Raw genomic sequence first — 24,620 nt, forward strand, 5'->3', positions numbered from 1 at the left:
ATAGCCTCCCCTCAGTCCGCCGCCAAGCGCAGGGCAGCGGCCATGGCATAGGGCGCAACAGCGCAGGCGAAAAGGGTGGAGGCGGCCAGCAGCATCGGCGCCCCGTCCGATCCGATGCCCCCGGTCATGGCGAGGGCCCCGAAGATGGCGGTCGGCACATAGAGGGGCAGGGCGATGATCGAGATCAGCAGCCCGCCCCGGCGCACCGTGGCCGAAAGCGCTGCGCCCACGCCGCCCCAGAAGAAAAAGGCAAGTCCGCCAAGGGTGTAGAAGCCCAGATGGATCAGCAGGTCCATGCTTGCCTGCGCCTGAAACATCAGCGCCAGCAGGGGAGAGGCCAGCGCCAGCGGCAATCCCGCCGCCAGCCAGTGCGCCAGCGTCTTGGCCGCCGCAATCGCCGCCATGGGCGCGCCTGTCTGCAGCCAGAGGTCCAGCGTGCCATCCTCGGCGTCGGCCTGGAAGATCCGCTCCAGCGTCACCAGGCTCGACAGGGCCAGGGCCACCCAGATGATACCGGGACCCACCGCCTTCAGGGTCTGCGTATCACTTCCAATGCCCAGCGGCACCAGCACGGCCGCCCCGCCGAGGAAGCCGAGCGGCAGCAGCGCGCCCGCGCCCCCCGCCCAGGCCTCGGCGAACGCCTGCCGGAAAGCGGCCAGGATCGGCGCCGCGCTCACAAAGTCACCTCATTGGTCACGGGAAAGCCGGCGGCGTCATGCATTGACGCAATAATGGCCCCATTTGTCCGTAAATGTCCGGAAATGACCGCGTCCAGCATCGTTCTGCCGGCCGCGTCCAGCGCCGTGTAAGGCTCGTCCAGCAGCCAGACCGGCCGGTCCTCCAGCAGCAGTCGCCCGAATGCCGTGCGGCGGCGCTGGCCTGCGGAGAGATACCGGCCGGGCACATCAGCGGCCCGCGTCAGCGCCATTTTCTCAAGGATATCAGGGATGTCCGCTTTCGATCCCCAGGCCTGCGCCCAGAGGGCAAGATGGCCGCGCGGGGTTTCCTGCGGCTTGATGCCTTCCTTATGGCCGATCCAGTGATGGGGCGCTGCCCGCACCATCTCCCCCGCCTCAGGCCGGGTCAGCCCCGCCAGCATCCGCAGCAGCGTCGTCTTGCCCGCCCCATTGGCGCCGCGCAGCACGATGGCGTCTCCGGGGGATAGGGAGAGGCTTACGCCGCGAAACAGCACCCGCTCCCCCCGCAGGATAGCAAGGCCGCTGGCTTGGATCAGGGGCGCGGTCGATGTCGTCACCGGCGCAGGCTTAGCCTGTTCGTCTCCGCCTGCAAACGGGGCCTTGCGCCGCTATTAACGCATTGACCCTTTGTCCCAATTGCGCCGGAAGGGCAGGGCCTATATGAGGGCCGCAGCGACGAAAGCGGGCCTCCAGCCGTGAGGCCCTTCACCAGGAGGCAAGGGCCGGACATGCCGTCAAAGGACAGCTTTAAATCGAAAAGCACGCTCACAGCAGCTGGCAAGACGTACACTTACTACTCGCTGGAAGCGGCGGCGAAGAATGCAGGCCTTGGCGATGTTTCGCGCCTGCCCGCCTCGCTGAAGGTTCTGCTGGAGAACATGCTGCGGTTTGAAGACGGCCTCACGGTTGTTGAAGACGATATCCGCGCCTTCGGCGAATGGGCTGACAAGGGCGGCCAGAACCCGCGCGAGATCGCCTACCGCCCGGCCCGCGTGCTGATGCAGGATTTCACCGGCGTTCCGGCCGTGGTTGACCTCGCCGCGATGCGCGACGGCATCAAGGCGCTCAAGGGCGATGCCAAGAAGATCAACCCGCTGGTTCCGGTCGACCTCGTGATCGACCACTCGGTGATGATCGACGAGTTCGGCACCCCGCGCGCCTTCCAGGCCAACGTTGACCTCGAATACGAGCGCAACATGGAGCGCTACACCTTCCTCAAATGGGGTCAGAAGGCGTTCAACAATTTCCGCGTTGTGCCCCCCGGCACCGGCATCTGCCACCAGGTGAACCTCGAATACCTCGCCCAGACGGTGTGGACCGACACCGACACCGACGGCTCCATCCTCGCCTATCCCGACACGCTGGTCGGCACCGACAGCCACACCACGATGGTCAACGGCCTCGCCGTGCTCGGCTGGGGCGTGGGCGGTATCGAAGCAGAAGCGGCCATGCTCGGCCAGCCGGTCTCGATGCTCATCCCGGAAGTCGTCGGCTTCAAGATCACCGGCGCACTGAAAGAGGGCGTTACCGCGACAGACCTCGTGCTGAAAGTGGTGCAGATGCTCCGCAAGCACGGCGTGGTGAACAAGTTCGTCGAATTCTACGGCGCCGGCCTCGACAATATGCCGCTGGCTGACCGCGCCACCATTGCCAACATGGCCCCGGAATATGGCGCCACCTGCGGCTTCTTCCCGATTGATGACGAGACGATCCGCTACCTCCGCCAGACCGGCCGCGAGGAAGACCGCATCGCCCTCGTCGAGGCCTATGCGAAACAGAACGGCTTCTGGCGCGGCGCCGACTATGCGCCCGTCTACACCTCGACCCTGCATCTTGATCTTGGCGATGTCGTGCCGGCCATCTCCGGCCCGAAACGCCCGCAGGACCACGTTGCGCTAGACGCGGCCGCCAAGATCTTTGGCGAGTATATCGACGGCATCCGCAAGCCCCCGGTTGCCCCGCAGCAGCAGAAGTCGGACATGACGGAAGAGGGCGGCGCGCCCGCTCCGAAAACCATCCCCGGCGACGCGCCCGGCGCCAATGAAGGCGCGGTCGAAGGCCAGGACTACAAGCTGCGCGACGGCTCGGTCGTCATTGCCTCGATCACCTCCTGCACCAACACATCGAACCCCTATGTGCTGATCGGGGCCGGCCTCGTCGCCCGCAAGGCCCGCGCGCTGGGTCTCACCCGCAAGCCCTGGGTGAAAACCTCGCTGGCGCCCGGATCGCAGGTTGTGTCGGAGTACCTCAACGCCGCTGGCCTGCAGGAAGATCTCGACGCGCTCGGTTTCAACCTTGTCGGCTATGGCTGCACCACCTGTATCGGCAACTCCGGCCCGCTCGCGCCGGAAATCTCCAAATCGATCAACGAGAATGATCTCGTCGCCGTCTCGGTGCTCTCGGGCAACCGCAACTTTGAAGGCCGCATCAGCCCGGACGTGCGCGCCAACTATCTCGCCTCCCCGCCGCTGGTCGTTGCCTATGCCATCGCCGGTGACATGAACATCGACATCACCAAGGAGCCGATCGGCACCTCGAAAGACGGCCAGCCGGTCTATCTGAAGGACATCTGGCCGACGACGAAGGAAATCGCCGACATGGTCCACGCCACGGTGACCCGGCAGATGTTCATCTCCAAATATGCCGACGTGTTCAAAGGCGACGAGAAATGGCAGGGCGTTCAGACGACGGACGCTGAAACCTATGACTGGCCGGCCGCTTCGACCTACATCCAGAACCCGCCCTACTTCCGCGGCATGTCGGCCGAGAAGGGCGACATCAACCCGATCAAGGGCGCGCGGGTCCTCGCGCTTCTGGGCGACATGATCACCACCGACCACATCTCCCCGGCCGGTTCCTTCAAGGCCAACAGCCCGGCCGGCAAATACCTGACCGAGCGCCAGGTGCCGGTGAAGGATTTCAACTCCTACGGCTCGCGCCGCGGGAACCACGAAATCATGATGCGCGGCACCTTCGCCAACATCCGCATCAAGAACGAGATGCTTGACGGCGTTGAGGGCGGATACACCCTGGGCCCCGATGGCCAGCAGACCTCGATCTATGACGCGGCCATGGCCTGGATCGACCAGGGCGTTCCCCTTGTGGTCATCGGCGGCATCGAATACGGCGCCGGCTCCAGCCGCGACTGGGCGGCCAAGGGCACGAACCTGCTCGGCGTCAAGGCCGTGATCGCCGAGAGCTTCGAGCGGATCCACCGCTCCAACCTCGTCGGCATGGGGGTCATCCCGTTCGAGTTTACCGGCGGCGACAACCGCAAGTCGCTCGGCCTGAAAGGCACCGAAACCTTCGATATCGAAGGCCTCGGCAACGACATCCGCCCGCTCTCGACCGTTCCGTGCAAGATCACTTATGCGGACGGCACGGTGAAGACGATCCAGATCAAATGCCGGATCGATACCGAGATCGAGGTCGATTACGTCAAGCATGGCGGCGTGCTGCATTATGTGCTGCGCAACCTTGCCCGCCCTTCGTAAGCCATTGAAAACCCCGCCACAGATCGTCTGCGGCGGGGTTTTTGCAGCCTCTCACGCGGCTGTGACTGTCGGCGCTTTGCCCCAGCGCATATAAGCGAGTTGTGATGAAGCGACTGGCTGTCCTCTTTTCCTTCCTTGTGGCTGCGATGGCGGCCCCCTCGGCGCATGCCGAAGGCCCGGTTCTTGTTGAGCTTTTTGCCTCCAAGAATTGCCGGTCCTGCCCGGCGGCCTACAAGGCGATGGACGAGCTGGAAGCGCAGCGCGACGATGTCTGCGTCCTCACCTGGCCGGTCGATTACTGGGATTATCTCGGCAGCAAGGAAAAGATGGCCCTGCCGGAGTCGAAAGACCGCCAGCGCGGCTATGTCGAGCGCTTCTCCCTGCGCGGCCCCTATACGCCTCAGGCGGTGTTCAACGGCGTGAAACAGGCGCCGGGCAACAAGGCCAGCAAGATCGAGTCGGCGCTGGCCGAGGCGCAGGCTCACCCGGATTCCGGCGTCCGGCTCGTCCGCAAGAATGGCAAGGTTTCCCTGAAGGGCGAAACCGGCAGCCTCACCGATCTCTGGTGGGTGACCTATCTCAAGGATGCGGACAACGAGACCAAGATGCCCAATCCGGTCACCTCTGCGCGCCAGATCGGCCCCTGGCTCGGCGGGCGCGCGGATATCGAGCTTCCGGCCTGCGAGTCCGGCTGCATGCTGATCGTTCAGGAAGCCGGCTTTGGCCCTGTCCTCGCCGTCATGGACGTGCGCTGATCATTCTTCTTCGGGCGCCGCTTGATCTGGCTCTGCGCCGTCAGGAGCGCGCGCGATGGAGGCTACCGCCGGCGCAAAATCCATCCAGTCGACCTGCGAGATCTGGAACGCCCAGCCCCGCGCGCGTTCATTGATGGCGGCACCGCGATGGGCGCCCTCGCCCGCTTCTATGGCGCGCAGGGTAACGAAGAAACCATCCGCCTCCCGATAAGGGCGCACCTCCACCTCCAGCCCGTCATGGGTCTGGGTGATATGGGTGCCCACGGGCCGCGTCCTCAGGGCGTTTGCCGGCCGCACACCCACCGGCTGCAGCCGCGTGAGCGCCAGGGCCGGGCCGGTCGTCACCAGCCGGTTGACCAGCTGATAATCCTGATAGGGCGGGGCGGGCGTGAAGGCGCGGTCGCTCGATCCGATCGTACGCTGAAGATAGAGCGCCGCGCCGGTCGCATCGGTCAGGCGCACGGCTGAGACAGCATCGGCATTGAGGTCGATAATGTCGAGGTCCAGCCAGGCCTGCGCCGAATAGAGCGGGGGCAGGCTGCCGGTCACGCGGTAGGCCTGCATCTCGCCGGGGCGGCGCACATAGATGTGCTCGTCCTTTCGCCCGGTCAGCAGGGCCGCCGCCACCTCGCCGTCCGGGCCGATCACTTCCACCAGCGCGCCATTGCCGCCTTCGCGCGGATCGCCGAGGCCGATGGCGTTCATCTTGCCCGGATCGCGCGTGCGCGGCGCGTCCCAGACCAGCGTTTCCAGCCCGCCCGCCAGCTCGCTCAGCCGGTCGGCGCGGATGGGGTAGCCATCCGTCCCCGACAGACGCCAGCCACCCGGTGTGGCAAAGAGGGTATAGCTTTCATCGGCCAGCGTGACGCGGATTTCGGCGGCCTCTGCGCGCACGGCGGCAAAGCCGGGCAGAACGGGCTCTCCCTGCAGGTCGCTGCGGGGGGCAGGGGCGCTGCCGAGAAGCTGGCTGGCAAGGGCGATCAGAACCAGGCCGCCGGCCACAGCCGCCATGATCCGGACCCGGAAGGTGCGCTGCTGGCTGCGCTGGGCGGTCATGCCTTGCCCCTTCGCCGCTTCGTCTGCCGGCGCCAGACGAGGAAGCCCGCCAGCGTCACCAGCAGCGGCCCGCCCCAGATATTGATGGCCTTGAGCGTTGATTCGAGCTGATCGATATCGCGGCGATAGTCACGCTCGATGTCGCGCAGGCTGGCGCGGATGGACAGAATATCCTCGCGCAGCGTGGCCAGCTCGCGGCGCTCGTCCTCGGTCAGCTCCGCTTCGGGATCGCCCGCAAAGAAACCGTCCCCGGAGGCGGCAGACTGAAGCTCCGCCAGGCGCGCCTGCGCCGTGGAGAGGCGCGATTCCAGGGCAGACTGCTGGCGGAAATACTGGGATTCGGCAGCGTCGCGCATCGTATCTATACGAACCATCGGCCGTAGGCTTGCCGCGCGCGAACGCAGCCGGGAAAGCTCGCCCCGCCCGGCCAGCGCGTCGAGGGCATTGAGCAGCAACGCGCCATTGTCCGCCACCACCATGCCGCTGCCGGGCACGACATAGAAATCATCCGCCAGGAAATCCGCGTCGGCAATCAGCACCATCTCGGCGGGGATCGCGCTGGTGGGGATGTGGGGGGGCAGGTTTGCCGCTTCGGCGCGGGCCGCTTCCGCATCAGCCCGGTCGGCAGGCTGGTCCATAGGCGGGGGCCCGTCCGGAAAGGCGGTGGGGAGGCGTCCGGAAAGGCGCGCGGCAATCACCAGCGGCGCGGGCTCGGTCATATAGCTCTGCAGCACTTCGTTCGGCCCCATGTCGCGCGCCGCGCGGGCCGGGTCGATATAGGACGGGCTCGGGCCCGTGGTGATCAGCGGCGCAAAGGTTTCGCCCGCCGGCAGGTCTCTGGCAATCAGCGCGCCGGGGGCGCCGAAATTGACCACGCGCATAAGATCTGCCGTAATCGGATCATCCCGGCTCATCGTTTCGGCCGGCACGCCCACGAACAGCGGATGGGCCATCTCCTCGATCCGCCCGCCGAAGGATTCCACCGGCACGGTCAGCGCATTGGCCGCGTCTGCCACTGCCTGCGGGGCCAGTTCCACGCCCCAGGCCGCGCCCAGCCGCCCGAGGCCGGAACGGGCGAGCGAATCCGTTGCTGAAAACATGGCCCCGGAAAGCGCCGTCTTGGCGGCGGGGTCCACCACGAAGATCGCCCGCCCCTGGCGCAGGATGAACTGGTCGATCAGCCATTCCTGCCGCACGGTCAGGGGGCTGGGATGGGCCACCAGCAGCACGTCCATCTCGGGCAGGGAATGGAAATCCTCGGGGATTTGCTCCACCGTGAAGCTGCGCCCGATATCCTGCAGCACCACATACCCGCTTTCCCCGCCCAGCGCCCGCATGCCGGGCAGGGAGCTGAGGATGCCAACTGTCGGCGGCTCGGGATTGTCCAGCCGCGCGATCATCCGGGTAAGGTCATATTCCAGCGTCGTCTCGCGCTCGGGCGCGAGGAACGGGATGATGCGCAGGTCATCAATCGTGTTGCGCCCGATGATACCGAAATAGAGCGGGTCGCTCCCTGATGCCGGAATGGCGCTGATGCCGGCGGCAAGGGCTTCGTCTTCGGCTTCGGAGAAAGGCTTAGGGTCAATCTCCCGCACGCGGACATTGCCGCCAGAGGCGGCCGCATACGTCGCCAGCAGCTCGCGCACCCGCGCCGCATGCGCCTGGATTGCCGGATAATCCTGCCCCACGCGCCGGGAATAGACATAGGTCAGCTCCACCGGCTCAGCGAGATCGCGCAGTGTCACCCGTGTGGCATCCGACAGCGTGTAGAGCTTGCCTTCGGTGAAATCGAGCCGCGCCCCCGCCAGCAGCTTCTGCGCGGCAATATTTCCCGCCAGCAGGATGATCCCCGCCAGCAGCGTCATCACCACAAGATAGCGCCGTGCCTGCATGGCTAGCCAAGCCTCCGGCGCGACGCCCAGAGGCAGTTGAGGAAAGCAAACGTCGCCGTAAAGCCGAGGAAATACGCCACCACGCGCAGCTCCAGCACGCCGCGCTGGGCGCTCTCAAACTGGGTGATGAAGGAAAACCGCGCGATCAGATCGGCAAAGCCGGTGCCAAACAGCGTCTGAACCGTGGAGAGCACCAGCGGCCATCCCGCGGCCGTGAAGACAAACGCGATCACCACCGAGATCACAAACGCCGTCACCTGGCTGCCCGTCAGCGCCGAGACCGCCGCCCCGATGGAGAGATACGCCCCGGCCATCAGGAAGCTGACGAAATAGGTCAGCGCAATGGCGGCGTTATCCGGATTGCCGAGATAGTTCACCGACAGCCACATCGGCAGGGTCAGCAGGAGGCCCGTGCCCGCCACCGTCCAGGCCGCGCAGAGTTTCCCCAGCACCAGCCCCGGCAATCCCAGCGGCAGGGAGAGAAGAAGCTCATCCGTCCCCGCCGCGCGCTCATCCGCCCAGAGGCGCATGGCGAGCGCGGGCAGGAAGATCATGTAGAGCCAGGGATGCCAGGCAAAGAAGGGCTGAAGGTCTGCCACGCCGGAATCGAAAAACCGCGCCGCTTCCCAGGTAAAGAGGCCAAGCGCCAGCAGGAACACGGCGAGAAACACATAGGCCATGGGCGTTGCAAAATAGGCGTTCAGCTCACGGCGATAGGTCGCGGTAAACCCGCTCATCTGCTGGCGCACGGCGCTGATCACAGCGTTTCCTCCTCCACCTGATCGGTGAGGCGGGCAAAGGCGCTTTCCAGCGTGCCATCATCGGTGCGCTTGGCGAGGCCTGCGGGCGTGTCATCGGCCACGATCCGCCCCCGGTCGACCAGCACGGCGCGGTGACACATCGCGGGCACCTCGGTCAGCGTATGGGTGGAGATGATGATGGCCTTGGTCGGCGCCATCCGGGCGATCAGCGCGCGCACCGCGCGTTTCTGGTTGGGATCAAGCCCATCGGTCGGCTCGTCCAGCACCAGCACGGGCGGGTCATGCAGGATCGCCCCGGCGAGGCCCACGCGCCGGCGATAGCCTTTGGAGAGCGCCCCGATGCGCTGGCCCAGCACGCCGGAAATCCGCGCATCGGCAATCGTGCGCTCGATGGCGTCCTTGCGCTGGCCTTTGGGAATCTGCCGCGCGCTGGCCAGAAAGGCCAGGAACTCCGGCGGCGTCATATCATTATAAAGAGGCGCGCCTTCGGGCAGGTATCCCAGCGCGGCCTGCGCGGCGCGGCGCTCGGAGATGATCGATTTCCCGTCGATCAGCACGTCGCCCACATCCGGCTCCAGCACGCCGGCAATCATCCGCATCGTGGTCGATTTGCCCGCCCCGTTGGGCCCGAGAAAGCCCAGCACGGTGCCTTTCTCCACGGCAAAGGATATGCCGCGCACGGCCTGCTTGTTGCCATAGGCTTTTTCGAGCGATCTGACGTCCAGCATGAATGTCCCGCGCTTCAGCGTGCCCACGTGATAGCGGGCGTCGCTCCAAGGTCAAAGCCGAACCCTCAGAGATTACCGGCGTTTCATGTCAGAAGGGTCAGGCCGAAAACCGCGCGACCTCTTCGATCACGCACTTTGCCGCCACGGCCACGATCTTCCCGCCATCTTCCACGCTCGACTGGGTCGGGTCAGAGCCGATCCGGCCATCGGGGAAGTCGCGGCGATACTGCACGGCGTCGCCAATCGTGCCGGACGGGGCAATCTTCGGGCTCATCGGCGTCTTGCTGCGTTCCCGCTCGGGGTAACCCCAATAGGTGACGGAGACCTCAGACGGCGTGGCATGGCTGCCATGGCCGGTGGGGTAAAGCTCATTGCAGATGCCCATCACTTCCTTGAAGTCCCACCAGTCGCGGCGCTTCAGGGTCAGGCCGGGGCGGTTCGTCTCCCCGCGCGGATCAAAGCTGCGGCGGGCATGGATTTCGGCGAAGGCCGCCTCGATGGTGGCGATATTGCCGCCATGGCCGTTCAGCCAGTAGATCCGCTCAAAGCCATGCCGCATCAGGCTGTCGGTCCAGTCCACCATCGCCGCAATCATGGTCGAGGGGCGCAGGGTAATCGTACCGGTAAAGCCAAGATGATGCTGCGCGCAGCCCACCGCAAAGGTCGGCCCGATGAGAATATCATCCGGCGCCAGGCTTTCGGCATGGTTGGCGATGATTTCCGGGCACAGAGCATCCGTCCCGATGAAGCCGTTGGGCCCATGCTGCTCGAACGAGCCGATGGGGATCACGATGGTCCTGGATTTCTTCAGCCAGGCTTCAATGTCGGGCCAGGTGGAAACGGGAAGGCGCATCAGTCTAGTCCTTTCGCGGGGCAAGGCGGCGGGTGATATGGCCCATCTTGCGTCCGGGCCGGGCTTCGCGCTTGCCATAGAGGGTCAGGATATCATTCTTCCCGAGCGTCTGCGGGTCAACCAGCCCGGCGTCCCCGATCAGGTTCACCATCTCGGCATCAAACAGCTGCCGCGTATCGCCCAGCGGCCAGCCCGCCACGCAGCGGATATGCTGCTCGAACTGGCCGGTCTGACAGGCTTCGGGCGTCCAATGGCCGGAATTATGCACGCGCGGGGCAAATTCATTGGCCAGCAGCGTGCCATCCGGCAGCACAAAAAACTCCAGCGCCAGAACGCCCACATGGCCGAGCGCTTCGGCCAGATGCATCGCCTTGGCGCGAGCCTCGTCCTCGACCGCCTTGCTCAAGCCTGACGGCACAACGGAGCGGGAAAGGATGCCGTTCTCATGTTCGTTGCGCGGCGGCGCCCAGCTTGTCGTCTCGCCGGTCAGGCTGCGCGCCACCAGCACGGAGATTTCGCATTCAAACGCAATCGCGCCTTCCAGGATCGCCGGCGCCCCGCCGATTTTGGCCCACGCCTCGTCAGCGTCCAACGCATCGTAAACCCAGGCCTGCCCCTTGCCGTCATAGCCCTCGCGGCGCGTCTTCAGCACGCCTTTCCCGCCCAGCTCCGCCAGCGCAGCAGGAATGTCCCCCGCCGCATTGATCTGCCGGAAGGGCGCGGTTGGAATCCCGTGATCATTGAGGAAGGTCTTCTCGGCCAGCCGGTCCTGCGACACCGAAAGGGATTTGCCCCCCGGCAGCACGCGCTTGCCCGCAGCCTCGATAATCTCGACGCTCGCCACCGGCACATTCTCGAATTCCAGCGTGATTACATCGCAGGCGTTGGCAAATTCGGTGAGCGCATTGGCGTCATCCCAGTCTGCCTGGAAGGCACCGGCGGCCACCCGGCCTGCGGGCGGGTCATCTTCGGGCGAATAGATCAGAATGTCGAAGCCGAGCTGGGCGGCGGCAGATGCCATCATCCGGCCAAGCTGCCCCCCGCCGAGTATCCCGATCGTCGCGCCGGGGCGAAGCGGGCTCATTCCTCGGGAACCTCTTTCACGCTTTCCGTTTGCGCGGCGCGGAACGCGTCCAGCTTTGCGGCCACGGCGGTGTCTTCCAGCGCAATGATGGAGGCGGCCAGAATGCCGGCATTCGCCGCGCCCGCTTCGCCGATGGCCAGCGTGCCGACCGGGACGCCCTTCGGCATCTGCACGATGGAAAGCAGGCTATCGAGGCCCTTGAGGGCTTTGGACTGAACCGGCACGCCCAGGACGGGCAGGGGGGTCATCGAGGCCGCCATGCCGGGCAGATGCGCCGCGCCGCCTGCGCCCGCGATGATCACTTTCAGGCCGCGCGCTTTCGCCGTGGTGGCATACTCGACCAGCCGCTGGGGGGTGCGGTGCGCCGAGACGATCCTCGCCTCGAAGGCGACGCCCATATCTTCGAGTATCTTCGCGGCCTCGCGCATCACTGGCCAGTCCGACTGGCTGCCCATGATGATGCCCACGACCGGAGAGCGCGCCTTGTCCATGCCTGCCTCGCCGCTGGAAAGCGCGCACCATAAGAGCGCCCGCCCGCCGGTCAACCGCTCCTGTGAGGGGAAACCGGCGGCGCGGAATACAGATATCCTCTACAAGCGCCGCGAACAGGGTTAGTGTTAACGAATGCCGACAGAGCTGCCCCCGCTGACCGATGCCGAAAAGCGCGCCCTGATCGATGCGCTCGGGGTTGACCTGGCGCGGCTGGACCTGCGCGCCCGCGCCGCCATCGAGGCGCTTGCCGAGGAGGTCATCGCCCTGCGCGAAGAGGCCGATACGCTGCGGGCAAGCCTCGCCGACGCGGCCCTGCTGGCGGATAATGACGCGCTCTGCCCGGTCTTCAACCGCCGCGCCTTCGAACGCGAAGTGCGCCGCGAAATCGCCCTCTCCGGCCGCTTCCAGACGCCGCTGACCCTGATTTTCATCGATCTGGACAACTTCAAGACGGTTAACGATGTCTACGGCCATGCCGCCGGCGACAGCGTGCTCCTGAAGGTGTCTGACATCCTGCTCGCCCGCACCCGGGAGACAGACATTGTCGGCCGCCTCGGCGGGGATGAGTTCGGCATCGTGCTGGCCCATGCCGGGCTGGAAGACAGCCGCCGTAAGGCGGCCCAGCTCACCGCCGCGATCGATGCCCTGGAAGTGCGCGGGGAGGAGGGCACGACCCTCGCGCCCGTCCAGATCGGGGCGTCCTGCGGCGTGGTGGAGTGGAGCGCGGGCCAGAGCCCGGCGGCGCTCATTGCGCGGGCAGATCAGGCCATGTTTGCTGAAAAAGCGCGCCGGAAGGCTGAAGGACGGGCATTAAGGTGAAAATGCGGCAAGATACGTGGTTCTACCCATGACTCACCTACACGAGTGTGGCATTCTTGCATCACCGGTCACACCGGACCGGAGACGTAAAGGAGACTGCCTATGTCGCTCAACGGTCGCATCAGTGAACTTGCTGCAAAGCACCGCAATCTGGACGAACAGATTTCCAACGAACAGAAACGCCCCTCTGCCGATGGCCTGGTCCTCAAGGATTTGAAGCGACAGAAACTCAGGATTAAGGAGCAGCTGCGACACCTTAAAGTCAGCTAGCCCTATTCCGGCAGTCCCGTTCCTGGGGGGCCGCAGGGCCTCAGAAGGAACGGGACACATGCCCTCCATCCAAGCCAGCCTCGCTGCCTCCGTGGCCGCCTGATCCATGGCCCAGCCTGTAACGCTTGTTCTTGGCCTTGGCCGTGAAACCGGAGAGGCGATTGCCCGCCGCTTCGAAGATGAAGGCCACCGGGTTCTGGTGGCAGACCCGTCGCTGGAGCGGATCGAGACTGCCCGCGACACGCTGGATGAGGCGATCCAGTTCTATCATGGCGACCTGTCGACCAAGCTCGGCCTGCGCAATGCCGTCACCGCCGCAATCGAGGCGTTCGGCCGGATAGACCATGCCGTCATCGTGCCGCCCTATGAAGACCCCGACACGCTGCTCGATCTGGCTCAGGAGAAGTTCGAAAAGGCCCTCGGCAGGTCAGCCCGCGGCGCGGCGCTGGCCCTGCGAGTGGTGGCAGAGCGCCTCCTGGAACAGGAAGACCTGCCCGAAACCGGGGTTGAGCGCAAACGCCAGAAGGGCTCGGTTACCTTCATTCTGCGCTATGCCGCCCAGGCCTCCATGCCGGGCCGGTTTACCGATACGGTCGCCCAGGCCGCCGTGCAGGGCGTCATGCGTGCCGGCGCGCTGGAGCTTGCCGAGCATGCCATCCGCGTCAATGCGATTGTCTCCCTGCGCCCCAGCGAGGAGCGGGCCACACCCTGGTCGCTCGGCCGCGTGCCGCTTGGCCGCGCGGTGCTCGCCGACGAGATCGCCGGGGCGGCCTATTTCCTCGCCTCGCGGGACGCGGCCTTCATGACCGGGCAAAGCCTGATCATGGATGGCGGCCGCGCCACGCTGTCGGGCGTGCTGGACTAGACCGGCCGCAGCGCCGAAACGCCGCCCGCTTCGGCCGCCGCCTCAAAGCTTGCAACCGTCTCTGTGCTGAAGGTTTCGGTATAGATGTCCGACACCTTGCGGAACACCGCCCGCGCCGTAGATGGTGTCAGCGTCACCAGCGTGTAGCCATGGCCGAACGGGTCATGCCACACCACTTCCTGGTTGGCGTCGGCAATCTGCTGGCCAAGGTCAGGCACGTTCTTCACATAGGCGCCCATGCCGGGTGAGGAGATCGACGTACAGCCAAACTCCACCCCGCGCCGGGCGCCGGAGGCGTCATAAAGCTCGTTGGCATAGGCCGTGTGCGTATCACCTGCCAGCGTCACAAGGCGGGCATTGGCCGCCGCTGCGCCCTGATAAAGCCGCTCGCGCGCAGCGGGGTAACCGTCCCACGCGTCGAGGTTCCAGGGCAGGCCCAGCGCGGTGAAGGCAAGGAAACCCTGCACTTCGGGCACATCCTGCGAAGCGATCTGTGCCGGCGTCAGCGTCTGGGTGAAATTGGGCAGCGCCACGCGCGCCATGATCACCTGATTGGCCAGAACCTGCCAGGCTGCGCCGGAGGCTGTGGATTTGGAAAGCTCCGTATCCAGCCAGCTTTCCTGCTCTGCGCCCAGCATCGTGCGGGCCGGATCGGCGGCCTTTTCAAGCAACGCCCGCGCCTTGCCGCCCACTTCCAGCGGGGAGGCGGCATTGCCCAGCGCGCTTGCCCAGCTCAGGCTTTCAGACCGCCCGGTCAGGCGCGATTCCAGCGCGTGCAGCGTGGCCACATCGCCAAAGCGGAAGCTGCGCCAGGCTGCCGAGGTGATCTCGCCGGGCTTGATGTCGCGGATCGGCATCCATTCGAAATAGGCCTGGATGGCGGCCATCTTCCGGTCGCTCCATTCGCCTTCGCCATCCTCGGGGTTATGGTTCTGCGCGCCGGTGCGATAGGCGTCATTGGCGCTTTCATGGTCGTCCCAGGTGCAGATCCAGGGCGCGGCCGCATGGGCAGCCTGGAGGCTGGGATCGGTCTTGTACTGAGCATGGCGCTGGCGATAGTCGGCCAGGGTCACAATCTCCGTGGACGGTTCATGCATCCGGCCCAGCTTGGCGGCCACGTCGCCGCCATAGCCGTCGATGCCGTATTCGTAGATATAGTCGCCCAGATGCACGATCACGTCGAGGTTCGGCTCGGCCGCGAGTGCCTTGTAGGCGTTGAACAGGCCAAACTGCCAGTTGGAGCAGGAGACGACAGCAAGGTTCACCGCGCTCGTGCCGCTGGCCGCGGGCGTGCGCAGACGCCCGGTGGGAGAGACGACATCGCCATGATCGGTCAGCGCGGTGAAGCGGTAGGTATAGTCAGACCCCGGCTGAAGGCCGGCCGCGTCCACCTTCACGCAATAGTCGCGCGCTTCGCTGGCCTCGGTCACGCCGGCGGCAACCGGGCTTTCCTGGCCGGCGCGCAGAACTTCCCAGCGCACGGGAATGGCGCCGGCGCCCGAAAGGGGCGTCACGCGCGTCCACAGGATGATCCGGTCAGGCAGGGGATCGCCGGAAGCCACCCCGTGCTGAAAGGCCACTTCGCCCTTATAGGTTTGCGGACCTGTCTTGCCGCAGGCGGCCAGGGCCACCGTGCCCAATGCTGCGCCGCCCAGCAGGCCGCGCCGTGTAACCTGTGTCATCTTGTCTGAAACTCCCCAGTTGCGTGGCGCTCTCATGGCGCGAATTTGCGACACCAGCATGACGCGCGCTGAAAGCTTCGTCTATAAGGCGGCGATGAGCATGATTGTGATTACTTCTGAGGCAGCCGATGCCGGCCAGCGCCTCGATGCGTTCCTCGGCGCCCGCGCCGAGGGTATTTCCCGTTCGCGGGCCAAAGCCCTGATCGAGGAAGGCGCGGTTACCGTGGAGGGCGTGGTGGAGAAAAGCCCCCGCGCGCCGGTCAAGGCGGGGGCCGTCTACACCGTGGCGCTGCCCGCGCCGGTGCCTGCCACGCCCCAGCCAGAGAATATCCCGCTGGAGATCCTGTTCGAGGACGCCCACCTCCTGATCCTCAACAAGCCCGCCGGGCTCGCCGTCCACCCGGCGCCCGGCAGCGAAACCGGCACGCTGGTCAATGCCCTGCTGCATCATTGCCAGGGCCAGCTTTCCGGCATTGGCGGGGTAGAGCGTCCCGGCATCGTCCACCGGCTCGACAAGCTCACCAGCGGGGTCATGGTCGCGGCCAAGACAGAGGCCGCCCATACCGGGCTCGCCGCCCTGTTCGAGCGGCATGATATTGACCGGCTCTACCGCGCCATCACGCGCGGCGCCCCGCGGCCCCTGTCAGGCACCATCGATGCGCCGATTGCGCGCTCGGAGAACGACCGCAAGAAAATGTCGGTTCACAGAAATCCCGACAGCCCGGTCGCCCGCCATGCGGTCACCCATTACCGGGCCATCGAAACCTATGGCTATAAAGACCGCGCCACGCGCCTGCCGGCCGCGGCGATGATCGAATGCCGCCTCGAAACCGGCCGCACGCATCAGATCCGGGTCCACATGACGCATATGGGCGCCCCGCTGATCGGGGATCCGGTCTATGGCCGCCAGTCCGGCATCATGGCGTGGAAATCGCCCGCCGCGCCGGAGGCAGACTATGACGCGGCCCTCGCCGCTGCCCGCGCCTTCCCGCGCCAGGCCCTCCACGCCGCCGTGCTCGGCTTCGTCCACCCGATCACCGGAGAAACCCTCCGCTTCGAACAGCCGCTGCCCGAAGACATGGCCACCCTCGCCGCCGCCCTGCGCAAACTGCCCGTGGATTAGACGCGCTCACACGCCGACACGCTCACCCCCCGTCCCGCGTCATCCCGGTTTCGCCGTAGGCGAAGACCGGGACCCAGAAAGCCCAAGACAAAAACACTAGTTCATGATATGTTCCATGTCATGAGATTTAGCTACGTCTACATCCTCGCGTCCAAGCGCAACGGCACGCTCTACACCGGTGTCACATCCGATCTCATTGTGCGTGTCTGGCAGCATAAGGAGGATCTGCTGCCCGGGTTCTCGAGCAAATATGGATGCAAGCGGCTCGTCTGGTTTGAAACCCATGACGATATTGAAGCGGCAATTCGCAAAGAGAAACAGATCAAGCGCTGGCGCAGGGCTTGGAAGCTGAGGCTGATCGAAGAAACCAATCCGGCTTGGTGTGACCTGTGGGATGATCTCAATGCGGTGCCGGAAGGAGCAATTCTTCCCGAGGCGCGCGCCCTGAACCTCTCTGGGTCCCGGTCTTCGCCTACGGCGAAACCGGGATGACAACCTTCAAAGCATCGCTCTCCGTTCTGTCATCCCGGAAATCGCGAAGCGATTGTCCGGGACCCAGAGCCCCAGAAGTATACCTCTCCGCGCGCAGACTTCAGAAAACGCCCTAACGCCCCCCGCCCGCGCCGCCGGCCTGGGCCGCGGCGGTCTGCAGCGGTTCAAAACGCAGGGTGCGGGCCTGCAGGGTCACCTTGCCGATCCTGTCGGTGTCGGCGACGATGCGCACCGGCACATGGCTGCCATTTTCCAGCGGCGCCAGATACATGCGCAGCGGGCCGTCAATGCCGGTCAGCGTGTCCTTGTTCACTTCGCCCGCCTTGTAGCCGGCGATCTTGTCCATAGTCACATGGCATTCGATCGCCTCGCCGCTCCAGGCCGGGCTCTTCACATTCGCCCTGCCCTTGTTCTCAAGGTAGAGATAGGTCAGTTGCTTGCCATCGAACACGCGGATCGGCCCGCCGCACGGGTCGGCGCCCTTGGCGCGCGGCTCCAGCGCGAAGGTGATCAGCGCGGTCAGCGGGTCATTCGCCAGGATCGCCTGTTCCTGTGTGGCGGCCGGGTCGCCCAGATCGCCAAAGCGCGGATTGGCGGTCATGGTGAAGCCATCCTTCTTCATCGACAGTTCCACGCGGCGGTTCTTCTTCCCGTCGCGGTTCTGCGAGACATAGCCGGAGGTCTTCAGCTCCTTGGCGCGGACAAAGCCGGAAGAGGCCAGCTCCATGTTATAGTTGACGAACACATCGGCCAGGCCCGTCGTGCGCACCTTGGATTTGATGGTGTAGGTATTGGGCTTGAGTTCCACATCGAAACTCGCCCGGCCGGTGGCGGGAATGATCAGGATCATGGCGCGGGCGTCCAGCTCATACACCATGCGCATGGGCTCGCCGGCCTTCACATTGGCCAGGAGGTTGCCTTTCGGCGCGACGGAGGCCGTATCGGCGGTCGAAAGGCCAGCCAGGGCGAATGTGGCGGCTGCGGCAAGGAGGAGGCGCTTCATGGGAGGGTCGATCCTTCTGGTCGGGCAGGCGCAAAACGCCTGCTTAGCGGGTGTATATAGTCGCCCTGTCCCAACGCTGCCTGAACGAACCGGCCGCCAGGATGCCGCATTCTTGAGGCCTCGCCCACTGACATAAAGTGACAGAGCGTGACATGGGAGCGCATTTCTCCGCCCGCAAGCCTGATTGCGGCGGTTGACAGGGCGCCCCCGCAGACTGTAGACGCGCGCCTTCAGATCAAAGAACACCTCTTTTTCGGAGCGAGGCCCATGTCCCGCGAATGTGAACTTACAGGCACCAAGCCGATGGTTGGCCATATCGTCAGCCACTCGCAGATCAAGACCAAGCGTCGCTATCTGCCCAACCTGGTGCAGGTTACGCTGCACTCTGAAGCCCTGAACCAGGACTTCAAACTGCGCATTGCGGCGAAAGCCCTGCGCACGGTCGACAAGCTCGGCGGCCTCGACGCCTTCCTCGCCAAGGCGAAGGAAGACGGCCTGTCGGACAAGGCCCTCAAGATCAAGCGCGACATCGCGAAGAAAGCCGTCGCCTAAGCGACCTTTCTCCGGCCTCTGCCGCTGACAAAAGTTCACGCCGGACCTCCCCGCAGGTCCGGCGTTTTCGTTTGTCTGAAAGTGTCCGGATTTGTCCGAAACTGTCCGGAAATGTCCGGGCTTTGTCACCGGAAGGGCGCGGCAAGGCGTCTGTTTTGTCCGGCAATGACTGGCCAGCGCGCGGGAACCGGTTCATGAGAAGACGCAACAGAGGGAAGGGGAACCCATGCGTCTCATCGCCATCGCCGCGCTTGCCATTGCTGCCCTGACGGCCTGCACAGACCCGGCGCCCGCCGCCCCGCCAGCGCCGGAAGGCAAGATCCGCGTCTTCACCGGCGGCACCATCTATACCGGCCTGGCTGACCCCGCCACGGTAGACGCCGTGATCGTCGGCCCCGATGGCCGGATTATCGGCACCGCGCCGCCACTTTCCCAAGACTGGAGCGAGGACGAGGTTGAGATCATTGATCTTTCCGGCGCCGTCATGTTCCCCGGCTTCACCGATGCCCATGCCCACCTTCTCGGCATCGGCCAGCGGGAGCTGACCCTCAATCTGGAAGGCACCGCCTCCATCGACGAACTCGTCACCCGGATTGAAGCCGAGCTGTGGGAAAAACCGGCCGGCACCATCCTCTTTGGCCGTGGCTGGATCGAGACCGGCTGGCCTGAAGGCCGCATGCCCTCGGCCGCCGATCTCGACATGGTGAGCCCGGATCATCCGGTGATCCTCGTCCGCGCTGATGGCCATGCCCTGGTGGCCAACACGCCCGCCCTTCAGGCGGCCGGCATCCATGACGAGATGCCCGATCCGGCCGGGGGACATGTCGAGCGCGGCCCCGATGGCAAGGCAACCGGCATCGTCATCGACAACGCCATGGCGCCGGTGATGGCGCTGGTGGCCGCGCCGGGAGAAGCGGAGATCCTTGAGGCCTATCAGGTGGGCGCGGAAACCTATGCCAGCCGTGGCTGGACCGGCGTTCACAATATGAGCGTGTCGCCCGCCGATGCGGCGCGGATGAAGGGCCTGGATGATGAGGGCCGCCTGCCGCTGCGCATCTACAATGCTTTCGATGAGGCGGGCATGGCGCTTGCCGCGCGCCGCGAATACGAAACCGATACGATCACCAACCGCGCGGTGAAGCTGTATATGGACGGCGCCCTCGGCAGCCGGGGCGCGCTGCTGATCGCGCCCTATGCCGACCGGCCGGAGACCAGTGGCCTCGAGCTTCTCAGCCCCGAGGCGCTGCGCGCCCAGATGCAGGAGGCGCAGGCCGCCGGGGTGCAGCTGGCGATCCATGCGATTGGCGACCTCGCCAACCGGCGGATCATTGAAGCCTATGAAGCCCTCGGCCTGAAGGGCGATCTGCGCTGGCGCATCGAGCATACCCAGCTCTTGCACCCTGACGATATCGACCGGATGGCGCGCAGCGGCCTCATCGCCTCCATGCAGCCAAGCCATGCCATCGGCGACCTGCATTTTGCGCCCGCCCGTATCGGTATCGACCGGCTGCGCGGCGCCTATGCCTGGGCAAGCCTCCTGGCGGCTGGCACGCCGCTGGCCGGCGGTTCGGATGCCCCGGTGGAAGTCGGCTCGCCAACAATCGAATTCTATGCCGCCGTGGCCCGCAAGGATCTGTCGGGCTTCTCCGGCGAAGGCTGGCATCCTGAAGAGGCGCTCGCGCGTCAGCAGGCGCTCGCCCTCTTCACCACCGGCCCGGCCTATGCCGCCTTCCAGGAAAAGGATCTTGGCACCATCGAAGCCGGGAAAATCGCCGATTTCACGGTGTTTGACGCCGATCTCATGACCATTCCGGAACAACAGATCCTCAAGGCCCGGCCGGTGATGACCGTGATTGGCGGGGAAGTCGTCTGGCAGGCGGAGTGGTAACGCCCCGCCTCCTCGCCGCATTGTGACAGCCGGACGGGTGGACCTTCGCGCCCGCGCCCATACCTTTCTTCCGGAAACCGGAAGGAAGACCCCCCGATGCGCCTTGCCCTCACCGCTGCCCTCGCCCTTGGCCTTGCCGCCTGCAGCAACGCTGCCCTGCCGGCCAGCGCCAAGGCCGCCCCTATCGAACGGCCAGAAGCGGCGGCCCATGAAGAGATCGCCATTTTCGCCGGCGGCTGCTTCTGGTGCATCGAGGCAGAGCTGGAGGAAGTGCCCGGCGTGCGCACCGTGCTCTCCGGCTATACCGGCGGCACCACGCCAGACCCCACCTACCGGAATATGGGCGACCATGCCGAAGCCGTCGAAGTGATCTATGATCCGGCAGAGGTCAGCTACGACCAGCTGCTGGAAGTCTTCTGGTCGAATATCGACCCCACCGATGAAGGTGGCCAGTTCTATGACCGGGGCAGCCAGTATCGCACCGCCATCTTCGTGCTGGACGAGGCCCAGAAAGCCGCCGCCACCGCCTCGCTGGAGGCCAATGCGCGGCGCCTGAAACAGCCCATCGCTACCGCTGTTCTGCTCGCCACGGCCTTTTATCCGGCAGAGGACTATCATCAGGACTATTACCTGAAGGAGCCCGAACGCTACGAAGCCTACAAGAAGGGCAGCCGCCGCGAAGAGACGCTAAAGAAGGTCTGGCAAACACAATAGAGCAGGGCCCGGCCCCGTCGCCCGCATACTTTACGTTGCGTCGCACTAGGCGCGCGGCCATCCCGTGCTAGAACCCAGAGTCTGACCTGATTTCTCCCGCTGGCGAGCTGATACCCCATGACCGTTATGTCCGACACCGATGCCCTCGATGGCCTGAAGCCAACCGAAAAAGTGAACGTCAAAAAGGTGTTCGGCCTCGACACCAACATGATCGTCCACGGCTTCAAGACGCGCACCGAATATGTGCCGGAGATTGACCCGTCCTACCGGTTCGATCCGCAGACGACGCTCGCCATCCTCGCCGGCTTCGAGCACAACCGCCGCGTCATGGTCCAGGGCTATCACGGCACGGGCAAGTCGACGCACATCGAGCAGGTCGCCGCCCGCCTCAACTGGCCGATGATCCGTGTGAACCTCGACAGCCATGTCAGCCGGATCGACATGGTCGGCAAGGATGCCATCGTCCTCAAGGACGGCGTCCAGGTCACCGAATTCCGCGAAGGCATTCTCCCCTGGGCCCTGCAGCGCCCCGTCGCCATCGTGTTCGATGAATATGACGCCGGCCGCCCGGACGTGATGTTCGTTATCCAGCGCGTGCTGGAAGCCAGCGGCAAGCTCACCCTGCTCGACCAGAACCGCGTGATCGCGCCCAACCCGTATTTCCGCCTCTTCGCGACGACCAACACGGTCGGCCTCGGCGATACGACTGGCCTCTATCACGGCACCCAGCAGCTCAACCAGGGCCAGATGGACCGCTGGTCGATCGTCACGACACTGAACTATCTCACCCATGATGCCGAGGTCGAAATCATCAAGGCCAAGGCGACTGGTGTGGACGAAGCCACCATCGCCAAGATGGTCACCCTGGCAGACCTGACGCGCAACGCCTTCATGGCCGGAGACCTCTCCACCGTGATGAGCCCCAGAACAGTCATCACCTGGGCAGAAAATTTCGCCATCTTCGGCGATCTCGGCCATGCCTTCCGCATGACCTTCCTCAACAAGTGCGACGAGCTCGAGCGTCCGCTGGTGGCGGAAATGTATCAGCGCTGCTTCGGCGTGGAACTGCCCGAGAGCCCGCTGATGGTGAAGGTCGCATAGGAAAGGCGCCGCCTGCGCGGTCGACGGATGGCAAAGGACAACACCCCTCAGGAACTCTTCAAGGCCGCGCTTGCCGCGACCACCAAGGCGATGAGCGGTGAGCGCCAGATCGAGGTCGGTTTCGGCCCCGATACCGGCGATCAGGGCACGCGTCTGGTGCTGCGTCCGCCCCCGGTGGAAGTCTCCGCAGAACTCGCCGCGCGCATAAGGGGCGAGGCCGACGCGCTCGCCCTGCGCCGCGCCCATCATGACGCCGCCGCCCATATCGCAAACCGTCCGCAGGGGGATATTCCCCGCCGCGTCTATGAAGCGGCTGAAACCGCGCGCATCGAAAGCCTCGGCGCCAATGCGATGACCGGCACGGCCGGAAATCTCGAAGCCGTGCTCGATTTCCGCTGCCGGTCCACCAATTTCGGTCTGGGGTCGGAAGATCCCGAGGCCGTGCTCGCCCCGGCGCTGGAATTCCTGCTGCGCGAGAAGCTCACCGGCCGCCCGCTGCCCGAAAGCGCAAAGCGCGTGGCGGACGTGTGGCGCGAGAAGGTGGAAAAAAACGCAGCCAACGCGCTCGAAATGCTCACCGGCCAGCTCCACGATCAGGCCGGCTTTGCCCGCACCATCCGCTCGATCATCCGGGATCTGACGGCTTCGGATTTGCCGGGCGATGAGGCCGAGGCTGAAGACGAGGCGCCCTCCGAGGAGCAGGACGAACAGCAGAACCAGTCGGGCGAGGATGACACCTCCACCGAAGAGGAAATGGGCGCCTCTGCCGAGCAGATGGAAGCGGGCGATACCGAAGACCTGGAAGGGGAGGAGGCCAACGTCTCCGTCGACCAGGACGCTGATCTCGATGCGGACGATACGCCCGACGAAGAGGAAGAGGGCACCAAGCCACTGCGCCCCAATTTCCAGGCCGGTGACGACAAGAACCGTTTCAACTACCAGATCTTCACCCGCGCGCATGACGAGGTTGCCAATGCGCCAGACCTCTGCGACGCCGAGGAGCTGACGCGCCTGCGCGCCTACTTGGATCATCAGCTTCAGGGCCTGCAGGGCGCGGTCGCCAAGCTTGCCAACAAGCTGCAGCGCCGCCTGATGGCCCAGCAGAACCGCACCTGGAGCTTTGATCTGGAAGAGGGCGTGCTCGATACCGCCCGTCTCACCCGCGTCATCACCGACCCTACCTCGCCGCTCTCCTTCAAGCAGGAAGACGACACCAAGTTCCGCGATACGGTTGTCACGCTGCTGCTGGATAATTCCGGCTCCATGCGCGGGCGGCCGATCATGGTGGCCGCTCTGTGCGCGGACATTCTCGCCCGCACGCTGGAGCGCTGCGCGGTGAAAACCGAAATTCTCGGCTTCACCACCAAGGCCTGGAAGGGCGGTATGGCGCGGGAAGACTGGGTGAAAGCCGGCAAGCCCCAGGCCCCCGGCCGCCTCAACGACATCCGCCACATCATCTACAAGCAGGCCGACGCGCCCTATCGCCGCGCGCGCCGCAATCTCGGCCTGATGATGCGCGAAGGTCTGCTCAAGGAGAATATCGACGGCGAAGCGCTCCTCTGGGCGCATGACCGCCTGCTCGGCCGGCCCGAGCAGCGCAAGATCCTGATGGTGATCTCAGACGGCGCCCCGGTCGACGATTCCACGCTGAACGTGAATGTCGGCAATTATCTCGAACGCCACCTCCGCCAGGTGATCGAGGAAATCGAAACCCGCTCCCCTGTGGAGCTGATCGCCATTGGCATCGGCCATGACGTGACGCGCTATTACAAGCGCGCGGTGACGATTGTGGACGCCGAACAGCTCGGCGGCGCGATGACCGAGCAGCTCGCCTCTCTGTTCGACGAGAACGAACCCAACCCCAAAGCCATGGCCATCCCTCCGCTCACGGACCGCACCGTCCGCGGCGCCGTCAGCGGCGCGGCCTCCGGCGCCCCCAGCTACGGCCGCAAGGTCGGCACAGGCCGGGACGTGAAGACCGGCACGCTGCCGGATGTGAAGAAGAAGAGCTAATTCTCTTCTTCCTCTCATTTCCAAAGGCCCTCACCTCCCATTGCTTTGCAATGGGCCCCTCCTCTCCCGGAGGGAGAGGGGTGAGTTGCATCCAGCCTTGCTGAACTATGAGAAGGCGCGGTGAATACCCCTCTCCCTCCGGGAGAGGAGGGGCCCGCGGCCGCAGGCCGTGGGAGGTGAGGGCTGCAACGTTGGATAAGCCACCCCCTTATTCCTACACTTCCACCGTCCCCCCGGAATTTGCGCAGGTAAATATCCGGGACCCAGAATGCTTCCCAACACCCA

Annotated in this window: 23 protein-coding genes; 12 read left to right on the plus strand and 11 right to left on the minus strand. The window is 65.1% G+C overall.

The genetic code is table 11. The annotated features are described in order from the left end of the window. Nucleotides 1-11 precede the first annotated feature (11 nt). Both ccmB and ccmA read right to left on the minus strand, forming a co-directional pair. Nucleotides 12-677, minus strand: coding sequence for a heme exporter protein CcmB (ccmB, locus tag C0456_RS02770; RefSeq protein WP_291048012.1), 666 nt, complete (start codon nt 675-677; stop codon nt 12-14). Further along, nucleotides 674-1,255 (minus strand): heme ABC exporter ATP-binding protein CcmA, encoded by a 582-nt coding sequence (gene ccmA, locus C0456_RS02775; protein WP_291048014.1) that lies wholly within the window; start codon nt 1,253-1,255, stop codon nt 674-676. Before ccmA ends, ccmB begins: the two co-directional genes overlap by 4 nt. A 171-nt stretch (nt 1,256-1,426) precedes the next feature. Between ccmA and acnA the strand changes: the two genes are divergently transcribed. Next, the gene (gene acnA, locus C0456_RS02780) at nt 1,427-4,192 is read left to right on the plus strand and encodes an aconitate hydratase AcnA (protein ID WP_291048017.1); all 2,766 of its coding nucleotides are present in this window, start codon (nt 1,427-1,429) and stop codon (nt 4,190-4,192) included. A 104-nt stretch (nt 4,193-4,296) separates the two neighbouring features. After that, nucleotides 4,297-4,947 (plus strand): DUF1223 domain-containing protein, encoded by a 651-nt coding sequence (locus C0456_RS02785; RefSeq protein WP_291048020.1) that lies wholly within the window; start codon nt 4,297-4,299, stop codon nt 4,945-4,947. Here C0456_RS02785 and C0456_RS02790 read toward each other — a convergent pair whose 3' ends face one another. From C0456_RS02790 to purE, 7 genes are all read right to left on the minus strand, one after another. Continuing rightward, nucleotides 4,948-6,003, minus strand: a complete 1,056-nt coding sequence (locus C0456_RS02790; protein WP_291048022.1) for a DUF4340 domain-containing protein — start codon at nt 6,001-6,003, stop codon at nt 4,948-4,950. Further along, the gene (locus C0456_RS02795) at nt 6,000-7,895 is read right to left on the minus strand and encodes a Gldg family protein (RefSeq protein WP_291048025.1); all 1,896 of its coding nucleotides are present in this window, start codon (nt 7,893-7,895) and stop codon (nt 6,000-6,002) included. Before C0456_RS02795 ends, C0456_RS02790 begins: the two co-directional genes overlap by 4 nt. A 2-nt stretch (nt 7,896-7,897) precedes the next feature. Next, complete coding sequence (locus C0456_RS02800; RefSeq protein ID WP_291048028.1) at nt 7,898-8,656, minus strand: ABC transporter permease subunit; 759 nt, start codon at nt 8,654-8,656, stop codon at nt 7,898-7,900. Continuing rightward, nucleotides 8,653-9,384, minus strand: coding sequence for an ABC transporter ATP-binding protein (locus C0456_RS02805; protein ID WP_291048030.1), 732 nt, complete (start codon nt 9,382-9,384; stop codon nt 8,653-8,655). Before C0456_RS02805 ends, C0456_RS02800 begins: the two co-directional genes overlap by 4 nt. 97 nt (nt 9,385-9,481) lie before the next feature. Further along, nucleotides 9,482-10,237 (minus strand): creatininase family protein, encoded by a 756-nt coding sequence (locus tag C0456_RS02810; RefSeq protein ID WP_291048032.1) that lies wholly within the window; start codon nt 10,235-10,237, stop codon nt 9,482-9,484. Between the two features lie 4 nt (nt 10,238-10,241). After that, a complete protein-coding gene (locus tag C0456_RS02815; RefSeq protein WP_291048034.1) occupies nt 10,242-11,321 on the minus strand; it encodes a 5-(carboxyamino)imidazole ribonucleotide synthase in 1,080 nt (359 codons plus the stop codon). Further along, nucleotides 11,318-11,812 (minus strand): 5-(carboxyamino)imidazole ribonucleotide mutase, encoded by a 495-nt coding sequence (gene purE, locus C0456_RS02820; RefSeq protein WP_291048036.1) that lies wholly within the window; start codon nt 11,810-11,812, stop codon nt 11,318-11,320. Before purE ends, C0456_RS02815 begins: the two co-directional genes overlap by 4 nt. Before the next feature lie 133 nt (nt 11,813-11,945). On the opposite strand from purE, the gene C0456_RS02825 reads away from it, so the two are divergent. From C0456_RS02825 to C0456_RS02835, 3 genes are all read left to right on the plus strand, one after another. Then, the gene (locus C0456_RS02825) at nt 11,946-12,632 is read left to right on the plus strand and encodes a GGDEF domain-containing protein (protein WP_291048038.1); all 687 of its coding nucleotides are present in this window, start codon (nt 11,946-11,948) and stop codon (nt 12,630-12,632) included. Between the two features lie 102 nt (nt 12,633-12,734). Beyond that, nucleotides 12,735-12,902: a DUF465 domain-containing protein gene (locus C0456_RS02830; RefSeq protein WP_162546403.1), complete on the plus strand. Its 168-nt coding sequence runs from the start codon at nt 12,735-12,737 to the stop codon at nt 12,900-12,902. Nucleotides 12,903-13,008: 106 nt separating this feature from the next. Further along, complete coding sequence (locus tag C0456_RS02835; protein WP_291048043.1) at nt 13,009-13,767, plus strand: SDR family oxidoreductase; 759 nt, start codon at nt 13,009-13,011, stop codon at nt 13,765-13,767. On the opposite strand, the gene C0456_RS02840 is transcribed toward C0456_RS02835, so the two are convergent. Then, complete coding sequence (locus C0456_RS02840) at nt 13,764-15,449, minus strand: alkaline phosphatase D family protein (protein ID WP_291048046.1); 1,686 nt, start codon at nt 15,447-15,449, stop codon at nt 13,764-13,766. The genes C0456_RS02835 and C0456_RS02840 overlap by 4 nt on opposite strands. Nucleotides 15,450-15,543: 94 nt before the next feature. On the opposite strand from C0456_RS02840, the gene C0456_RS02845 reads away from it, so the two are divergent. Both C0456_RS02845 and C0456_RS02850 read left to right on the plus strand, forming a co-directional pair. Continuing rightward, nucleotides 15,544-16,572, plus strand: coding sequence for an RluA family pseudouridine synthase (locus C0456_RS02845; RefSeq protein ID WP_367179192.1), 1,029 nt, complete (start codon nt 15,544-15,546; stop codon nt 16,570-16,572). Nucleotides 16,573-16,692: 120 nt separating this feature from the next. Further along, on the plus strand, nt 16,693-17,064 hold the full coding sequence (locus tag C0456_RS02850; RefSeq protein ID WP_367179193.1) for a GIY-YIG nuclease family protein: 372 nt from the start codon (nt 16,693-16,695) through the stop codon (nt 17,062-17,064). A 112-nt stretch (nt 17,065-17,176) separates the two neighbouring features. Here C0456_RS02850 and C0456_RS02855 read toward each other — a convergent pair whose 3' ends face one another. Next, complete coding sequence (locus tag C0456_RS02855; protein ID WP_291048050.1) at nt 17,177-18,067, minus strand: DUF3108 domain-containing protein; 891 nt, start codon at nt 18,065-18,067, stop codon at nt 17,177-17,179. Nucleotides 18,068-18,334: 267 nt separating this feature from the next. Between C0456_RS02855 and rpmB the strand changes: the two genes are divergently transcribed. The 5 genes from rpmB to cobT all read left to right on the plus strand — a co-directional run bounded on the left by rpmB (nt 18,335) and on the right by cobT (nt 24,335). Next, the gene (rpmB, locus tag C0456_RS02860; protein WP_035597484.1) at nt 18,335-18,619 is read left to right on the plus strand and encodes a 50S ribosomal protein L28; all 285 of its coding nucleotides are present in this window, start codon (nt 18,335-18,337) and stop codon (nt 18,617-18,619) included. A gap of 226 nt (nt 18,620-18,845) precedes the next feature. After that, nucleotides 18,846-20,507: an amidohydrolase gene (locus tag C0456_RS02865; protein ID WP_291048053.1), complete on the plus strand. Its 1,662-nt coding sequence runs from the start codon at nt 18,846-18,848 to the stop codon at nt 20,505-20,507. Between the two features lie 96 nt (nt 20,508-20,603). Next, entirely contained in the window at nt 20,604-21,221 is a 618-nt protein-coding gene (msrA, locus tag C0456_RS02870; RefSeq protein WP_291048056.1) for a peptide-methionine (S)-S-oxide reductase MsrA, read from the plus strand. Nucleotides 21,222-21,338: 117 nt separating this feature from the next. Further along, on the plus strand, nt 21,339-22,322 hold the full coding sequence (cobS, locus tag C0456_RS02875; protein ID WP_291048058.1) for a cobaltochelatase subunit CobS: 984 nt from the start codon (nt 21,339-21,341) through the stop codon (nt 22,320-22,322). Between the two features lie 27 nt (nt 22,323-22,349). Next, entirely contained in the window at nt 22,350-24,335 is a 1,986-nt protein-coding gene (gene cobT, locus C0456_RS02880; RefSeq protein ID WP_291048062.1) for a cobaltochelatase subunit CobT, read from the plus strand. Nucleotides 24,336-24,620 lie beyond the last annotated feature (285 nt).

It is taken from the genome of Hyphomonas sp. (assembly GCF_013823385.1).
GTDB lineage: Bacteria > Pseudomonadota > Alphaproteobacteria > Caulobacterales > Hyphomonadaceae > Hyphomonas.